Source organism: Thiobacillus thioparus DSM 505, from assembly GCF_000373385.1.
Taxonomy (GTDB): Bacteria; Pseudomonadota; Gammaproteobacteria; order Burkholderiales; family Thiobacillaceae; genus Thiobacillus; species Thiobacillus thioparus.
In genome coordinates this window covers 110023-124806 of record NZ_KB891330.1, presented here as the reverse complement: position 1 = coordinate 124806, position 14784 = coordinate 110023, and the positions used below count along the sequence as shown (strand labels likewise).

Annotated in this window: 15 protein-coding genes; 10 read left to right on the top strand and 5 right to left on the bottom strand. The window is 63.8% G+C overall.

What is annotated here, in order from left to right; translation table 11 throughout:
* Positions 1–677 precede the first annotated feature (677 nt).
* From B058_RS0113305 to B058_RS0113270, 8 genes are all read left to right on the top strand, one after another.
* Entirely contained in the window at positions 678–1799 is a 1122-nt protein-coding gene (locus B058_RS0113305; RefSeq protein ID WP_018508983.1) for a methyl-accepting chemotaxis protein, read from the top strand.
* A gap of 111 nt (positions 1800–1910) precedes the next feature.
* Entirely contained in the window at positions 1911–2762 is an 852-nt protein-coding gene (locus B058_RS0113300; protein WP_018508982.1) for a hypothetical protein, read from the top strand.
* Between the two features lie 2 nt (positions 2763–2764).
* Positions 2765–3817 (top strand): homoserine O-succinyltransferase MetA, encoded by a 1053-nt coding sequence (metA, locus tag B058_RS0113295; protein WP_018508981.1) that lies wholly within the window; start codon positions 2765–2767, stop codon positions 3815–3817.
* Entirely contained in the window at positions 3814–4908 is a 1095-nt protein-coding gene (locus tag B058_RS0113290) for an MlaE family ABC transporter permease (protein WP_018508980.1), read from the top strand. Before metA ends, B058_RS0113290 begins: the two co-directional genes overlap by 4 nt.
* Positions 4908–5675, top strand: coding sequence for an ABC transporter ATP-binding protein (locus B058_RS0113285; RefSeq protein WP_018508979.1), 768 nt, complete (start codon positions 4908–4910; stop codon positions 5673–5675). The genes B058_RS0113290 and B058_RS0113285 overlap by 1 nt, the downstream gene beginning before the upstream one ends.
* Positions 5665–6612 carry an MlaD family protein gene (locus B058_RS0113280; protein WP_018508978.1) on the top strand — a complete coding sequence of 316 codons (948 nt, stop codon included), beginning with the start codon at positions 5665–5667 and terminating at the stop codon, positions 6610–6612. The genes B058_RS0113285 and B058_RS0113280 overlap by 11 nt, the downstream gene beginning before the upstream one ends.
* Positions 6609–7262, top strand: coding sequence for an ABC-type transport auxiliary lipoprotein family protein (locus B058_RS0113275; protein ID WP_018508977.1), 654 nt, complete (start codon positions 6609–6611; stop codon positions 7260–7262). The genes B058_RS0113280 and B058_RS0113275 overlap by 4 nt, the downstream gene beginning before the upstream one ends.
* Before the next feature lie 47 nt (positions 7263–7309).
* Positions 7310–7738: a DUF4426 domain-containing protein gene (locus B058_RS0113270; protein ID WP_018508976.1), complete on the top strand. Its 429-nt coding sequence runs from the start codon at positions 7310–7312 to the stop codon at positions 7736–7738.
* 18 nt (positions 7739–7756) lie between these two features.
* On the opposite strand, the gene B058_RS0113265 is transcribed toward B058_RS0113270, so the two are convergent.
* The 3 genes from B058_RS0113265 to B058_RS0113255 are packed head-to-tail and all read right to left on the bottom strand — an operon-like array spanning position 7757 to position 10574.
* Positions 7757–8437 carry a sulfite exporter TauE/SafE family protein gene (locus B058_RS0113265; protein ID WP_018508975.1) on the bottom strand — a complete coding sequence of 227 codons (681 nt, stop codon included), beginning with the start codon at positions 8435–8437 and terminating at the stop codon, positions 7757–7759.
* On the bottom strand, positions 8434–9798 hold the full coding sequence (locus tag B058_RS0113260; RefSeq protein ID WP_018508974.1) for an AmpG family muropeptide MFS transporter: 1365 nt from the start codon (positions 9796–9798) through the stop codon (positions 8434–8436). Before B058_RS0113260 ends, B058_RS0113265 begins: the two co-directional genes overlap by 4 nt.
* Positions 9795–10574, bottom strand: coding sequence for an exodeoxyribonuclease III (locus tag B058_RS0113255; RefSeq protein WP_018508973.1), 780 nt, complete (start codon positions 10572–10574; stop codon positions 9795–9797). Before B058_RS0113255 ends, B058_RS0113260 begins: the two co-directional genes overlap by 4 nt.
* A 27-nt stretch (positions 10575–10601) precedes the next feature.
* On the opposite strand from B058_RS0113255, the gene pyrE reads away from it, so the two are divergent.
* Together pyrE and B058_RS0113245 are read left to right on the top strand one after the other, a co-directional pair.
* The gene (gene pyrE, locus B058_RS0113250) at positions 10602–11240 is read left to right on the top strand and encodes an orotate phosphoribosyltransferase (protein WP_018508972.1); all 639 of its coding nucleotides are present in this window, start codon (positions 10602–10604) and stop codon (positions 11238–11240) included.
* Positions 11230–11832, top strand: a complete 603-nt coding sequence (locus B058_RS0113245) for a DUF4124 domain-containing protein (protein ID WP_018508971.1) — start codon at positions 11230–11232, stop codon at positions 11830–11832. Before pyrE ends, B058_RS0113245 begins: the two co-directional genes overlap by 11 nt.
* Before the next feature lie 49 nt (positions 11833–11881).
* Here the strand turns inward: B058_RS0113245 and gatB are convergent, their stop codons facing one another.
* The gene (gatB, locus tag B058_RS0113240) at positions 11882–13327 is read right to left on the bottom strand and encodes an Asp-tRNA(Asn)/Glu-tRNA(Gln) amidotransferase subunit GatB (RefSeq protein WP_018508970.1); all 1446 of its coding nucleotides are present in this window, start codon (positions 13325–13327) and stop codon (positions 11882–11884) included.
* Positions 13324–14781, bottom strand: a complete 1458-nt coding sequence (gatA, locus tag B058_RS0113235; RefSeq protein WP_018508969.1) for an Asp-tRNA(Asn)/Glu-tRNA(Gln) amidotransferase subunit GatA — start codon at positions 14779–14781, stop codon at positions 13324–13326. The genes gatB and gatA overlap by 4 nt, the downstream gene beginning before the upstream one ends.
* Between the last annotated feature and the right edge of the window lie 3 nt (positions 14782–14784).

The following is a 14784-nucleotide window of genomic DNA, read 5'->3' as shown; positions in this document are numbered from 1 at the left end:
GCTGCAGGCGTTCGAACCTATTCATGGAATGCGGGGAAGCGTCGTGGCGTGAACCAGAAGGCGTGACCATCCGCCGGCAGGGTGCCGGTGGCGAACAATCGCTTCAGCAGGCGGTTCGGGCGCATGGTGTACTCCGTGGAGATGTCAGATGTGCAGGTCCCGGGAGCGCAGGGACGCGTACTCCTGGGCTTTTGCCCGGGGCCTCCGCTTGTTGGCGGAATCGGAGCACCCTGGCCTCCTGCGGTCAATGCAGACGGCAAGGCGCCGCTATACCTGTTGAACATAAGAAAGCAATAGCTGTGCCATCGACATCAGGCATGCGGAATGGATGCCGCGACCTTGTATTGGCGTGGCATGCATCGCGGTGAAAGAGGACGACGGCTGGCTTGTGGTCTGAATTGGTGCGGCCGATGGCGTGCATGCACCACGGTGGACTGCCGGAGGGTGGCTGTCCCGGGAAGGAGCGATATACGCGGATGCGACGCACCATCCAGCGGATACGGAGTTTTACGGGGGCGGTTAGGGTGTTTGCTTAGTACGCTTCAGCCGGTTCGTGTGCCACCGATAACGCTGTCAAGTGCAGGCAAGTATCCACGCCTGCCCGCCGCTCAACTTGATAGAAAAACAGGGGTACTGCTGTGGAATGGATTCGTGAGGTCAGTTTGGTGCGCCGGGTCATGATCGGATTCTGGGTCATGGCTGCGGTGGTCGGCGTGTTGGGAGCAAGCGCGATCTGGTCGCTGCAAAACAGGGCTGCTGCACTGCAGCATTCATCCATGGTCGGCGTGTCCGGAACCGCTTCGGGATCGGAAGCGGAATGGGTGATCGGTTTGATCACTTGTGCGGGCGTCGGGTTTGCGCTGCTGGCAGGCTGGGCGATTCGCAGGAGTATCAAGGATTCGGTGGAATCCACGGTGCAATGCGTGGCGCGGGTTGCAGGTGGCGACCTCGAGACCGCGATCAGTTCCCCCGGCAAGGATGAGATCTCCTGGCTGCGGAGCGAGCTCAATTCGATGCGGAAGAAGCTGCGCGCCATGGTGCTCGAGGTGCGCCAGACCGTGGAAGGCGTCAACAGTGCATCCGAGGAGATCGCCAGCGGGAATACCGATCTGTCTTCCCGAACCGAGAGCCAGGCCAGCGCGTTGCAGCAGACGTCGAGCTCGATGCAGCTGCTTGCCGGGACGGTGCGCAGCAATTCGCAAAGCACGCAGGAAGCCCGCGATGTGGTCGCGCAGTCGAGCAAGGTGGCCTTGCTCGGCTCGCAGACGATGCAGGACGTGGTGGTGCAAATGACTGAAATTCACGATGGGGCCGCCCGCATTGGCGAGATCGTCGGGGTGATCGACAGCATCGCCTTCCAGACCAATATTCTTGCGTTGAATGCGGCGGTCGAGGCGGCCCGTGCGGGCGACAGCGGGCGCGGTTTTGCCGTGGTCGCGTCCGAGGTGCGCGCGCTGGCCCAAAGCAGTTCAAGCGCGGCGCGCGAGATCAAGGCGCTGATCGACGCCTCGACTGAGCGGGTCGAGACCGGGTCGAAGCTGGTACACGACGCCAAGCGCACGATGCAGGAGATTTTCGAGAGTGTGGAGCGCATGTCGGAACTGATCGTCAACATCGCCGATGCCGGGCAATCGCAGAACAATGACATCGGCCAGATGAACCAGGCTATTTCGCAACTCGATACGATGACGCAGCAAAACGCCTCGCTGGTCGTTCAGCTCAGCGCGGCGGCCCAGTCGTTGAAGGCGCAATCGGGGCAACTCAGCAGTTCGATGGCGGCGTTCCGCGTCGCGGCCTGACGGTCGTCGCGGCAGGGAAAGGGCGCCGGAATGCCGTCCGGCATTCCGGCGCCCTTTTTTATTGGGTGGCTTTTCGGTAGGCTTCGCGCTAGCCTCAAGAAAACCGACCCCATGCACTTTACACCTGAAGCCTTCCGCGCCTGGCCGACCAAGCGCATTACCCTGCTCGGCATGTCCGGCGTCGGCAAGACGCATATCTCGAGCATGCTGCGCGGCCACGACTGGTTCCATTTTTCCGGCGACTACCGCATCGGCACGCGCTACCTCGACGAACCCATCCTCGACCTGATCAAGCAGCAGGCGATGAGCGTGCCATTTTTGCGCGAACTGCTGCGCAACGACTGGATCGACATCAAGAACAACATCAAGATCCACGATCTCGGCCCGGTGCTGACGTTCGTCGGCAAGCTCGGGGGGCCGGAATGGGGCGGGCTCTCGCTCGACGAGTTCTCGCGACGCCAGGCGGCCTACCGCGATGGCGAAATCGCCGCCATGCGCGACGTGCCGGCGTTTATCCGCAAGGGCCAGGAAATCTACGGTTATCATCACTTCGTCAACGACGTCGGCGGTAGCCTGTGTGAGCTGGACGAGCCCGGCGTGGTCGAACTGCTTGCCGAGCATACGCTGATCCTCTATATCCAGACCACGACCCGCGAAGAGGAGGACACGTTGATCAAGCGCGCGCAGTCCGATCCCAAGCCGCTGTATTTCCGCCCAACCTTCCTCGCCGAACAGTTGCCGCTCTATCTGAAGGAAAAGGACATCGAGTTCGTGGCGCAGATCGAGCCCGACGACTTTGCCCGCTGGGTGTTCCCGCGCCTGTTCCATTCGCGCATTCCCCGCTACGAGGCGATCGCCAGGCCGCACGGCTATACGGTGACCTCGCAGGAGGTGGCCCAGGTGCGCGACGAACGCGATTTCCTCGCACTGGTCGAGTCCGCCGTTGCGCGCAAGAAGGACTGACGATGCCGCTGGTCGCGCACAACGCCCTGCCCACCTTCGACCGCCTGCGCCGCGACGGCATCACGGTGCTGTCGACCGAGCGCGCGGCCAACCAGGAAATTCGCGAACTGCACGTCGGCCTGCTGAACATGATGCCGGACGCGGCGCTGGAGGCGACCGAGCGGCAGTTCTATCGGCTGGTCGGCGAATCCAACCCGATCGCGCAGTTCTACATGCATCCCTTCACCCTGCCGAATCTGCCGCGTGGCGAGGCAGCGCAATCGCACATCGCGCAGTATTACGAAAGCTTCGACGCGATTCGTGAGAAAGGGCTGGATGCGCTCATCATCACCGGTGCCAACGTCACCCATTCCGACCTTGCCGACGAGCCGTTCTGGCAGCCGCTGATCGAGGTGATCGACTGGGCCTGGGACAACGTCACCTCGACGCTGTGTTCATGTCTCGCCACGCACGCGGTGATGCAGTTCCGCCATGGCCAGGCACGCATCATGCAGCCACGGAAGATCTGGGGCGTGTTCGAGCATCGCGTGACCGACGCCCGCCACCCGCTGGTGGCCGACGTGAATACGCGTTTCGACGTGCCGCATTCGCGCTGGAACGACATCTCGCGTACGCAGTTCGAGGCGGCCGGGGTCAAGGTGCTGGTCGAAAGCGCGGAGGCCGGCGTCCACATGGCAGTGAGCGGGGATGGCCTGCGTACCGTGTTCTTCCAGGGACACCCCGAATACGACACCGTCTCGCTGCTGAAGGAATACAAACGTGATCTGATGCTTGCTGCGGCGGGCAAGTTGCCCGCGTTTCCCCCGTTTCCCGAGCGCTACTTCAGCCGCCAGGCGCAGGCCCTGCTGGCCGAGTTCGGCAATCGCACCCAGGCGGGCGAGACGCTGACCTTCCCCGAGGCGCAGGTGCTGCCGCTGCTCGACAATACCTGGCACGACACGGCCGAGGGCGTGGTCGGCAACTGGATAGGCTGCGTCTACCAGGTCACCCACCGCGAGCGCGGCCTGCCTTTCATGCCGGGCATCGATCCTAACAATCCTTTAGGGCTGGCGTGACGGAAACACGTGCGGACTTCGACGAGGCCCGGGGTACGCTGGTCGTCAGCGGCGCCTGGCACGCCGACGCTGCATCGGTCTTGCCGGCACTCGGCGACAAGACCGTGCGTGCCATAAACGGCGCGGGGGTCACCCAGCTCGATACCAACGGCGCGTGGCTGCTGCTGGCCGCCGCCCGTCCGCAGGCGAGCGACTCGATGCCCGAGTTGCAGGCCTTCCAGCCGCAGCACCTGGCGATACTGGAATTGGTCAGCCGCCACCGCGCGGCCTCGGCCGCGCAGCCCGAGCGCCGGCGCGAAAGCGTGCTGGCGATGACCGGGCGTGGCGCGCAAGTGATGGCGAAGCACGCGCTCGGCCTGCTGGATTTCATCGGCCGGCTATCCATCGAACTGCTGGCATTGCTGGGCAAGCCCGGCAGCTGGCGGTGGCGCGAATTCGCGGCCCAAGTGCGCTCGGTGTTCGTCGGGGCGATTCCCATCGTGTCCGCCATGCTGTTCCTGCTGGGCGTGGTATTCGCCTATTTGCTAGGCGATCAGGCGCAGCAGTACGGCGCCAACATCTTTGTAGTCGATGGCCTGTTGCTGGCAATCATGCGCGAGATTTCGCCGGTCATCGTCGCCGTTCTCGTGGCCGGGCGCACGGGCGCCGCCATCACCGCGCAGCTCGGCACCATGAAAGTCACCGAGGAGATCGATGCGATCACCACGCTCGGCCTGTCGCCGCTGGCGGTGCTGGTGATCCCGCGCATGCTGGCGCTGCTGATCGCCATGCCGCTGCTGGTGTTCATCGGCGATATCGCCGGGATCGCCGGCGGCATGCTGGTGGCGCAGCAACAGTTGGATATCTCGTATTCCATGTTCATGGACCGGATGGTCGACGTGATCCTGCTGAAAACCCTGGTGGTGGGACTCGGCAAGGCGCCGGTGTTCGCCATGTTCATCGCGCTGATCGCCTGCCGCATGGGCCTGTCGGTCACCCGAGACGCGCGCAGTGTCGGTGCCAATACGACCTCCACCGTGGTGCAGAGCCTGATCGCCATCATCATTCTCAATGCCATTTTTGCCGTGACGTTCGTGCGGCTGGATATCTGATGGTCGAGTCCGTGATCGAGGTCCGTGACGTTTCGACCACGCTGGGCGGGCACAGCATTCATCGCGGCCTCAGCCTGTCTGTTGCGCGTGGCGAGGTCATTGCACTGATCGGCGGCAGCGGAACCGGAAAATCGGTGCTGTTGCGCGAAATCATCGGCCTGTTGAGACCGCAGGCCGGGCATATCGAAGTGTTCGGGCAATCGGTCCTGGACAGCACGACCCAACAAATGAATGCGTTGCGGCGGCGTTTTGGTGTCTTGTTCCAGGATGGCGCCTTGTTTTCCTCGCTCACGGTGGAGGACAACGTCGCCACACCGCTGTTCGAGCATACCGACCTGCCGCACGCCACATGCCGCCGGCTGGCCCGGCTGAAGCTCGCGCTGGCCGGCCTGCCGCCGGATGCTGCGGACAAGCGGCCGAGCGAGCTCTCCGGGGGCATGCGCAAAAGGGTGGCGCTGGCACGCGCGCTGGCGCTCGATCCGGAATTGCTGTTCCTCGACGAGCCGACTTCCGGCCTCGACCCGATTTCCGCACGCGCTTTCGACGCGCTGATCCGCCTGCTGGCCGACAGTCTTGGCCTTACCATATTCCTCGTCACCCACGACTTGGATACACTGTTCTCGATTATCGACCGCGTCATCGTGCTGTCGAACGGCCGCGTACTCGGCAGCGGCACGGTGGCCGAACTCAAGCACATCGACGATCCGTGGCTCAACGACTACTTTGCTGCGCGGGCCTCGGAGGGAGAAACCCAGCATGGAAACTGAAGGTCGCTACACACTGGTCGGTGCGGTGGTGCTGGCCGTGGTTGCGCTGCTGACCCTGGCCATCGTGTGGTTGACGGGCGCGGCAGACACCATCGCCTATCAGACGTACACGATTTATTTCAAGGAACAGTCGCTTGACGGCCTGGCGGTCGGCAGCCCGGTGAAAATGCGCGGCATCAAGGTGGGCGTGGTCGACGGCTATCGTTTTTCCAACAAACAGGAAGAAGCGGTCGCGGTCACCGCGCGCATCGACGAAGGGGTACCGGTTCACAGCGGCGCCACGGCCTTCATCAAGCGCAACCTGGTGACCGGCATTGCAGCCGTTGAAATCACCAACGGTCCGATCGAAGGACCGCTGCTCAGCAAGACACCCGATGGCGAGCGCTATCCGGTCATCGCCGAAGGCAGTTCCGATATCGACAAGGTCGCGACCGCCCTCTCGCGCCTGGCGGTGAACGGCGCGCAGGTGCTGGAAAAAATGAACACGCTGTTGTCGGACGAGAACCAGCATGCCATCAGCCAGACATTGGCTAACCTCAATGAACTGTCCCGCCACCTGGCGACCAACAAGCAAGATCTTACCGCGGCCGTGCGGAGCATCCGTGACGCTTCCGATGAATTCCGCCTGGCCGGCGCCAGCATCGGCCAGGCCGCCACCCGCGCTGAAGTCAGCATCGCCAGCGTGGGCCAGAACGCCGACGCTGCGCTGAAGGAAGCCACGGTCGCAATGGTGAAATTGCAACGCGACGCCAGCCTGATCTCCCAGCAGGTTCAGCAACTCAGTGAATCCGGCACGCTGGAATTGAACAGCGTCAGCCGCGACGTGCGTACCAGTGCCGATATGCTCACCACGGCCGGGCAGCGCCTGTCGAATCCCCGCACCATCCTGTTCGGCCCCGACAAGAAACAGCTCGGCCCCGGAGAGAAACTTCCATGAAAACCGGTCTTTCCCTGATGGCTCTCGTTTTCGCACTGAGCGGCTGCGTCAATTTCGGCCAGAGTGCCAATGCGCCCAGTGTGGTGTATTACGTGCTGAACGACGCCGAACCTGCCACCGCGCCGACTCCGGTGCCTGCCGATGCCCTGAAGGATCCTGATCCGTTACGTGCTAAAGAACGTGTGGAATCGTATGCTCCGACGCTGCTGGTACTCGATACCACCGCCGGCGGTTTTTACGACAGCGACCAGCTCGTCTTCAGCCGCAGTGCCGGCACCCGCGGCCAGTACCAATTTGCCCGCTGGACCGAGCGGCCCGGCAGGCGGTTCGCCGAGCTGCTGCGCGCCCGGCTCGACCAGCTTGGCCGCTACCGGGTCGCTCCCGCCGGCGGGGTCGTGCGCGGCGACCTGATGCTGGATACCCGGCTGATCGAGTTCTATCACGACGCCACCAGCGAGCCGGGGCAGGTGCGGCTGGAACTGCGTGCCGAACTGGTGGACCTGAAGCAGCGCAGGTTGCTGGGCCGTCATACGTTTGAACAGAAGGTGCCGTTGACGACCTACGATGCCGCAGGCGCCGCCCAGGCGTCCAACTTGGCGGTCAGCCGCGTGCTCGACGACGTGAGCGCCTGGCTCGCCACCTTCAAATAAGCGCCTAGAATACTTAAGGCAGACCCCACAACAAAAGGAGAGACATCATGAAGCGCCTGCTTGCCGCCCTGTGCCTGTGTTCCGTCGCTGCCGTTGCCCACGCCGAAATCATGCAGAAATTCGGCCAATTCGAAATCCATTACAACGCCCTGACCACCGACGAGCTGCAGCCCGAGGTTGCACGCGCCTACAAGATCGAGCGCAGCAAGACGCGCGGTCTGCTGACGATGTCGGTGCTGAAGAAGAACAAGGTCGGCGTGCTCAGCCCGGTACCCGCCAAGCTGACCGTCTACGCCACCAATCTCACCCGGCAGCTGGCCGACGTGACCATGCGCGAAATCAAGGAGGGCACCGCAATCTATTACCTCGGCGAATTCCGCGTCGGACCACCGGATACGCTGACCTTCACGGCGACCGTGGAGGTGCCCGGGGAGCTCAAGCAGGAGATGACCTTCGACCAGAAGTTCTTCAAGTGAGCCCGCGTAGAAGCGGGTTCAGACCTTGGACAGCGCAGCATACCCCAGCGCCCACAGCCCCCACGCACCGAATCCCGCCACTGTCAGGCCGGCTGCACGCCGCACCCACAGTTGCTGCATGAACGGCTGGATCTGCCGGGCGAACAGACCCATGCCCAGCAGGTTGGGTAGCGTCCCCAGGCCGAACGCCAGCATCAGCGCCGCGCCCGAAGTGGCGCTGCCGGCCGCCAGGGCCGACACCAGCACCGAATACACCAGTCCGCACGGCAGCCAGCCCCAGGCCATGCCGGCCAGCACCGCCTGCGGCAGCGATTTCACCGGCAGCAGCTTCTGGAACAGCGGCCTGACCCGGCGCCATACCGACCCGCCGGCACGCTCGAACACCAGCACCCACTGATTGAACCCGGCCAGATACAGGCCGAGCAGGATCATCACGACCTGTGCCAGCCCATACAGCAGCGTCTGCACCGGCAGGAATTCCGCCAGTTTGAGCGAGGCGCCGAGCGCGCCAGCCAGCGCGCCGAACATCGTATACGACGACACCCGCCCGAGGTTGTAGGCCAGATGCAGGCGGAACGGCGGCGTGCTGCCGTCGGCGCGAAAGGAGAACGCCGCGACGATGCCGCCGCACATGCCGACACAGTGCACCCCGCCGAGCAGGCCGGCGAGCAGGGCGGTCAGCAGCGAGAACTCGATCATGGCTTGCGCGCCTGCCGGGCCACCAGCCACACCAGCAGCAGCACCGGCACCCCGATCAGCGCCGTGCCGGTGAAGAAGGTCGCCCAACCATAGGCATCGACGAACTCGCCGGAAAAGCCGGCGATGAACTTGGGCAGCAGCAGCATCACCGAGGTGAACAGCGCGTACTGCGTGGCCGAATAGGCCTGGTTCACCAGACTCGAGAGATAGGCCACGAAAGCGGACGAGGCGATGCCGGCGGAGAGATTGTCGGCCGACACGGTGAACACCAGCGCGCCCATGTCATGTCCGCGCCCGGCCAGCCAGACGAACAGCAGATTGGTCGCCGCCGACAGCAGCGCGCCCAGGAACAAGGTGCGCATCACGCCGAGACGCATCGTCAGCAGGCCGCCGAGTCCGGCGCCGGCGATGGTCATGATCACGCCAAACACCTTGGACACGGTGGCGACTTCGTCCTTGGTGAAGCCCATTTCCTGGTAGAAGGGATTGCTCATCACGCCCATCACCACGTCGGAGATGCGGTACAGCGCGATCAGCGCCAGCATCAACAGCGCCTGCCATTTGTAGCGCTGGATGAAATCGATGAAGGGCGACAGCACCGCGTCGTAGAACCACGCCGCAGCGTTCAGCAGTCCGTCCGACAGCCCGAACGAGGCGAACTTCGCGCGTACATGCAACTCGCGCTCGCTCGTGGTGTGGGGAATTTTCTTCTCGGGTTCGCGGATGGTCAGCGTGGTGAGGATGCCGACCGCCATCAGCGCCGCCATGACCGTGTACGCCACCTGCCAGGGGTGGAAGTCATAGGCGGCCGTGGTCGTGTCGACGCCCGCCGCGATCCACAGCGCACCTGCGCCGGCCGTGATCATCGCAATGCGGTAGCCTGCCTGGTAGGTCGCCGCCATCGCGCCCTGCTTCTCGGTTTCCACCGCTTCGATGCGGTAGGCGTCGAGCGCGATGTCCTGCGTCGCCGAGGCGAAGGCCACCGCCAGCGCGAAGAACACCGTATGCGTGAGGTTCAGCACCGGGTCGGTGTTCGCCATGCCGAGCAGTGCAGCGGCGATGCAGACCTGCGACAGCAGCAACCAGGCCCGCCGCTTGCCCAGCCGTGCGGTCAGGAACGGCAGCGGCAGCCGGTCCACCAGCGGCGACCACAAAAACTTGAAGCCATACGCCAGCCCTACCCAGCTCAAATGCCCGATGGTCGCGCGTGCGATGCCCGCCTCGGACAGCCAGAACGACAGCGTGCCCAGCACCAGCAGCAGCGGCAGCCCGGCGGAAAAGCCGAGGAACAACATGCCGACGACACGCGGGTGGGTGTAGACCTTGAGGGCGGCAAGCCAGGGATGGTCGCGTAAGGTCATGGAGCGTAGTCGTAATCGACGATCAGCGGTGCATGGTCGGAAAAGCGCTGGTCCTTGTAGACGCTGGCGGATTTGGCTTTGGCGGCGATGCCGGGCGTGGCGATCTGGTAATCGATACGCCAGCCGACGTTCTTGGCCCAGGCCTGGCCGCGGTTGCTCCACCAGGTATAGGCTTCGCCGGTGTGCTCGGGATAAAGGCTGCGGTAGACGTCGACCCAGCCGAGCTCGTCGAACAGTCGCGTCATCCAGGCGCGCTCTTCGGGCAGGAAGCCGGAATTCTTCTGGTTGGATTTCCAGTTCTTGAGGTCGATTTCCTTGTGCGCGATGTTCCAGTCGCCGCAGATGACGATTTCGCGGCCGGACTTGATCAGTGCCTGGAGGTGCGGGAAGAAGACGTCGAGAAAACGGAACTTGGCCTGCTGGCGTTCGTCGCTGCTGGAGCCGGAGGGCTGGTAGAGCGAGATGACGGCGAGGTGGCCATAGTCGGCCTCGATGTAGCGGCCCTCGGCGTCGAATTCGGGCACATTGAGGCCTTCGATGATGCGCTGCGGCGGCTGTCGGGTATAGACGCCGACGCCGCTGTAGCCTTTCTTTTCCGCATAGTGGAAGGCGCCGCTGAGGCCGTCGCAGGCCACGAATTCCGGTCTGAGGTCGGCAGCCTGTGCCTTGAGTTCCTGCACGCAGACGACGTCGGCGTGTTGCGTAGGTAGCCAGTCGAAAAAGCCCTTGGTGGCGGCGGAGCGGATGCCGTTGAGGTTGGCCGATATAATTCGCATCAAGATTGATTCAAGAAGTTAAGGAAAATGTCCGATTACAAAGCCGAGTTTGTGGAATTCGCCATCGCTTCGAACGTGTTGTGTTTCGGCGAGTTCAAAACCAAGGCGGGGCGCATGAGCCCCTACTTTTTTAATGCGGGCCTGTTCAATGACGGCGACAAGCTGAAGCGGCTGGGCGAATTTTACGCGAAAGCCATCGTCGACTCGGGGATCGCGTTCGACGTGCTGTTCGGTCCGGCCTACAAGGGCATTCCGCTGGCGGCGAGCATCGTGATCGCGCTGGCGGGCATGGGCAGGAACATGCCGTTCGCCTTCAATCGCAAGGAGGCGAAGGATCACGGCGAAGGTGGATCGGTGGTTGGCGCGAAGATGCAGGGCCGTGTGCTGATCGTCGACGATGTGATCTCGGCGGGCACCTCGGTGCGCGAGTCGGTGGATCTGATCCGTAGCGCGGGCGCCGAACCGGCTGGCGTGGTGATCGCGCTGGATCGCATGGAACGCGGAACGGGCGAGACGTCGGCCGTGCAGGAAGTGCGGGAACAATATGGCATTCCAGTGGTGGCGGTGGTCACGCTGGACAATTTGGTGGAGTTTCTGGAGCGTGATGCAAACCGACAAGCTGAATTGCAGGCCGTGGCCGCTTACCGTTCAACGTATGGCGTATAGCCTGCTGGCGGCGGTTGCGGCCGTTTCGCTGCTGGCAGCGAGCCCGGCCATGGCGGGCATGTACCGCTGGGTGGACGGCAATGGCCGGGTGCATTACGGCGACACGCTGCCGCCAACCTACCAGCAAAGCGGCGCGGCCGAGATGAGCAAGCAGGGCAACATCATCAAGCGCACGCAATCCGAAGCCGAGCGCCGCGCCCAGGCCGAGCGCGAGGCCGAGCAGAAACGCATTCAGGACGAGCAGCAGAAGCAGGCGCAGCTCGACCGTGCGCTGACCCAGACCTATACCACCGAAGCGGAGATCGATCTGGCGCGCGATCGTGCACTGGAGAACTACAAGCTGATGATCCGAGGCGCCGAAATTCGGGCCAGTGCGGTCGATGCCAATCTGGTCGACCTGCGCACCCGTATCGCTAACATACAAAAGGCGGGCCGCAAGGTCGGGCCCGGGCTGCAGGAACAACTGGATCAGGCCGTTCGCGAAAGCGAGGAATTGAAACGCACCATCCAGAAAAATCAGAACGCCATGGTGCAGGTGCGCGAGAAATACGAGGCGGACAAATTGCGTTTCCGCGAACTGACCGGCAAGTAGCCGAACCGCGCGTTGTCGTGAGAAGGGGCGCCAAACGGCGCCCCTTTGTTTACTGCAGTCTGGCCTTCAGCAGCTCATTGACCTGCGCCGGATTGGCCTTGCCCCGGCTGGCCTTCATCACCTGGCCGACCAGCGCGTTGAACGCCTTCTCCTTGCCGGCACGGAATTCCTCGACCGACTTCGGGTTGGCGGCGAGCACCTCGTCGACGATCTTCTCCAGTTCGCCGGTGTCCGACATCTGCTTGAGGCCGCGCGCCTCGATGATGGCGTCGACTTCGCCGGCGCCTTCCCATAGCCCTTCGAACACCTGTTTGGCGAGCTTGCCGGACAGCGTGCCGTCCTGGATGCGGGCGATCAGCGTACCGAGCTGGGTGGCGGAGACCGGGCTTTGCGCGATGTCGAGTTCGGCCTTGTTGAGCGCGGCCGAGAGTTCACCCATTACCCAGTTGGCGGCGAGCTTGCCTTGACCACAGGCTCGTGCGACACCCTCGAAATAATCGGCGAGCGCACGCGAGCCGGTCAGCACGGTTGCGTCGTAGACCGACACGCCGTAGTCGTTCTGGAAGCGCGCCTGCATCGCGGCAGGCAGTTCAGGCAACGCGGCACGCACGGCTTCGATCCACGGTTCGTCGAGTTTCACCGGCAGCAGATCGGGGTCGGGGAAGTAGCGATAGTCGTGCGCGTCTTCCTTGCTGCGCATCATGCGCGTCTCGCCGGTGTCGGGATCGAACAGTACGGTGGCCTGCTCGATGCGGCCGCCGTCCTCCAGCGTCTCGATCTGCCAGTGGACTTCATAGTCGATGGCCTGCTGCAGGAATTTAAACGAGTTGAGGTTCTTGATCTCGCGGCGGGTACCGAATTCGGCTTGGCCGACCGGACGCACCGAGACGTTGGCGTCGACGCGGAAGCTGCCCTCCTGCATGTTGCCGTCGCAGATGCCGATCCAGGTGACCAGCGTGTGCAGCGCGCGGGCGTAAGCGACGGCCTCGGCGGAAGACCGCATCTCCGGCTCGGAGACGATTTCCAGCAGGGGCGTGCCGGCGCGGTTGAGGTCGATGCCGGTCATGCCGTGGAAGTCCTCGTGCAGCGACTTGCCGGCGTCCTCTTCCAGGTGGGCACGGGTGAGGTGGACGACTTTATCTTCCGACTGTCCCGAGTCTGTCGAAGGGACCACGATCTTCAGGGCGCCGCCCTCGACGATGGGCTTGGCCAGTTGGCTGATCTGGTAGCCCTTGGGCAGGTCGGGGTAGAAGTAGTTCTTGCGGTCAAACACGTTGACGCGGTTGAGCGTGGCGCCGATCGCCAGGCCGAACTTGATCGCGCATTCCACTGCGCCCTTGTTCAATACGGGCAGCACGCCCGGCAGCGCGATATCGACCGCGCTCGCCTGCGTGTTGGGCGCGGCGCCGAAAGCCGTGCTGCTGCCTGAGAAAATCTTGGAACGGGTGGCGAGCTGGGTGTGGACTTCCAGCCCGATGACGGTCTCCCACTTCATTTCAGGCCCTCCGGAGCGCGGATGTGCCAGTCCGTCACACGTTGATATTGATGCGCGACATTCAGCATCTTGGCCTCGCTGAAATAGTCTCCGACGAGTTGCAGGCCGATCGGCAGGCCTTTGGCATCGAAGCCGCAGGGCAAGCTCATGCCGGGCAGGCCGGCGAGGTTGGCGGGAATGGTGTAGAGGTCGTTCAGATACATCTCGACCGGGTCATCGGATTTCTCGCCCAGCTTGAACGCGGTGCCGGGCGCGGTCGGACCGAGGATGACGTCGCAGGTCTTGAAGGCCTCGTTGAAGTCGTCGGCGATCAGGCGACGGATTTTTTGAGCCTGGAGATAGTAGGCATCGTAATAGCCATGAGAGAGCACATAGGCGCCGATCAGGATGCGCCGCTTGACCTCGGCGCCGAAACCCTGTGCGCGGGTCTTGCAATACATGTCGTCGAGGCTCGCGTAGTCGGGTGCGCGGTAGCCGTAGCGCACGCCGTCGAAGCGCGACAGGTTGCTCGACGCCTCGGCAGGCGCGAGCACGTAATACACCGGGATCGCCAGCTTCGAATTGGCCAGCGAAATCTCGACCGTCGTGGCGCCGAGCTTCTTCAGTTCGGCCACGGCCGTTTCAACCGCTGCGGCGACCTCATTATTCAGTCCTTCGGCGAAGAACTCCTTGGGCAGGCCGACGCGCAGCCCGGTCAGGGGTTGGTCGAGGCTGCGCGTGTAGTCTTCCTTCTCGCGATCGAGGCTGGTCGAGTCCTTGGGGTCGAAGCCGGTCATCACGTTCAGCAGCAGCGCGCAGTCCTCGGCCGACGGCGCCATCGGCCCGGCCTGGTCGAGGCTGGAGGCGAAGGCGATCATGCCGTAGCGCGACACCAGGCCGTAAGTGGGCTTGAGGCCGGTGATGCCGCACAGCGCCGCCGGCTGGCGGATCGAGCCGCCGGTGTCGGTGCCGGTGGCGGCGGGCGCCATGCGCGCCGCCACGCAGGCTGCGGCGCCGCCCGAGGAGCCGCCGGGCACGTAGGCCGGGTTCCAGGGGTTCTTCACGGGACCGAAGTGGGAAGTTTCGTTGGACGAGCCCATGGCGAACTCGTCCATGTTGGTCTTGCCCAGGCTCGGCATGCCAGCGGCCTTGAAGCGCTGGATCACGTGTGCATCGTAGGGCGCGATGAAATTGTGCAACATTTTCGAGCCGCAGGTGGTGAGCCAGCCGTCGGTGCAGAAGATGTCCTTGTGGGCGATCGGCACGCCGGTCAGCGGGCCGGCGTTGCCCGCGGCAATGAGGGCGTCAGCGGCAGCGGCCTCGGCCAGCGTCTTGTCGGCATCCACCGTGATGAAGGCGTTGATCGTCGGGTTCAGCGTGGCGATGCGGTCGAGGTACTGCTGGGCCAGCTCGCGGCTGGACACCTGCCTGGCGGCGAGTTGCGCGGCAAGCGCGGAAAGGCGTGCGTCTGACATGGC

Coding starts and splice junctions, on each gene's coding strand:
- B058_RS0113270 (WP_018508976.1), top strand. CDS start 7,310: ATGAAGCGCCTGCTTGCCGCCCTGTGCCTGTGTTCCGTCGCTGCCGTT.
- gatA (WP_018508969.1), bottom strand. CDS start 14,781: ATGTCAGACGCACGCCTTTCCGCGCTTGCCGCGCAACTCGCCGCCAGG.
- B058_RS0113280 (WP_018508978.1), top strand. CDS start 5,665: ATGGAAACTGAAGGTCGCTACACACTGGTCGGTGCGGTGGTGCTGGCC.
- B058_RS0113275 (WP_018508977.1), top strand. CDS start 6,609: ATGAAAACCGGTCTTTCCCTGATGGCTCTCGTTTTCGCACTGAGCGGC.
- pyrE (WP_018508972.1), top strand. CDS start 10,602: ATGTCCGATTACAAAGCCGAGTTTGTGGAATTCGCCATCGCTTCGAAC.
- B058_RS0113255 (WP_018508973.1), bottom strand. CDS start 10,574: ATGCGAATTATATCGGCCAACCTCAACGGCATCCGCTCCGCCGCCACC.
- B058_RS0113285 (WP_018508979.1), top strand. CDS start 4,908: ATGGTCGAGTCCGTGATCGAGGTCCGTGACGTTTCGACCACGCTGGGC.
- B058_RS0113245 (WP_018508971.1), top strand. CDS start 11,230: ATGGCGTATAGCCTGCTGGCGGCGGTTGCGGCCGTTTCGCTGCTGGCA.
- B058_RS0113265 (WP_018508975.1), bottom strand. CDS start 8,437: ATGATCGAGTTCTCGCTGCTGACCGCCCTGCTCGCCGGCCTGCTCGGC.
- gatB (WP_018508970.1), bottom strand. CDS start 13,327: ATGAAGTGGGAGACCGTCATCGGGCTGGAAGTCCACACCCAGCTCGCC.
- B058_RS0113260 (WP_018508974.1), bottom strand. CDS start 9,798: ATGACCTTACGCGACCATCCCTGGCTTGCCGCCCTCAAGGTCTACACC.
- B058_RS0113305 (WP_018508983.1), top strand. CDS start 678: ATGATCGGATTCTGGGTCATGGCTGCGGTGGTCGGCGTGTTGGGAGCA.
- B058_RS0113300 (WP_018508982.1), top strand. CDS start 1,911: ATGCACTTTACACCTGAAGCCTTCCGCGCCTGGCCGACCAAGCGCATT.
- metA (WP_018508981.1), top strand. CDS start 2,765: ATGCCGCTGGTCGCGCACAACGCCCTGCCCACCTTCGACCGCCTGCGC.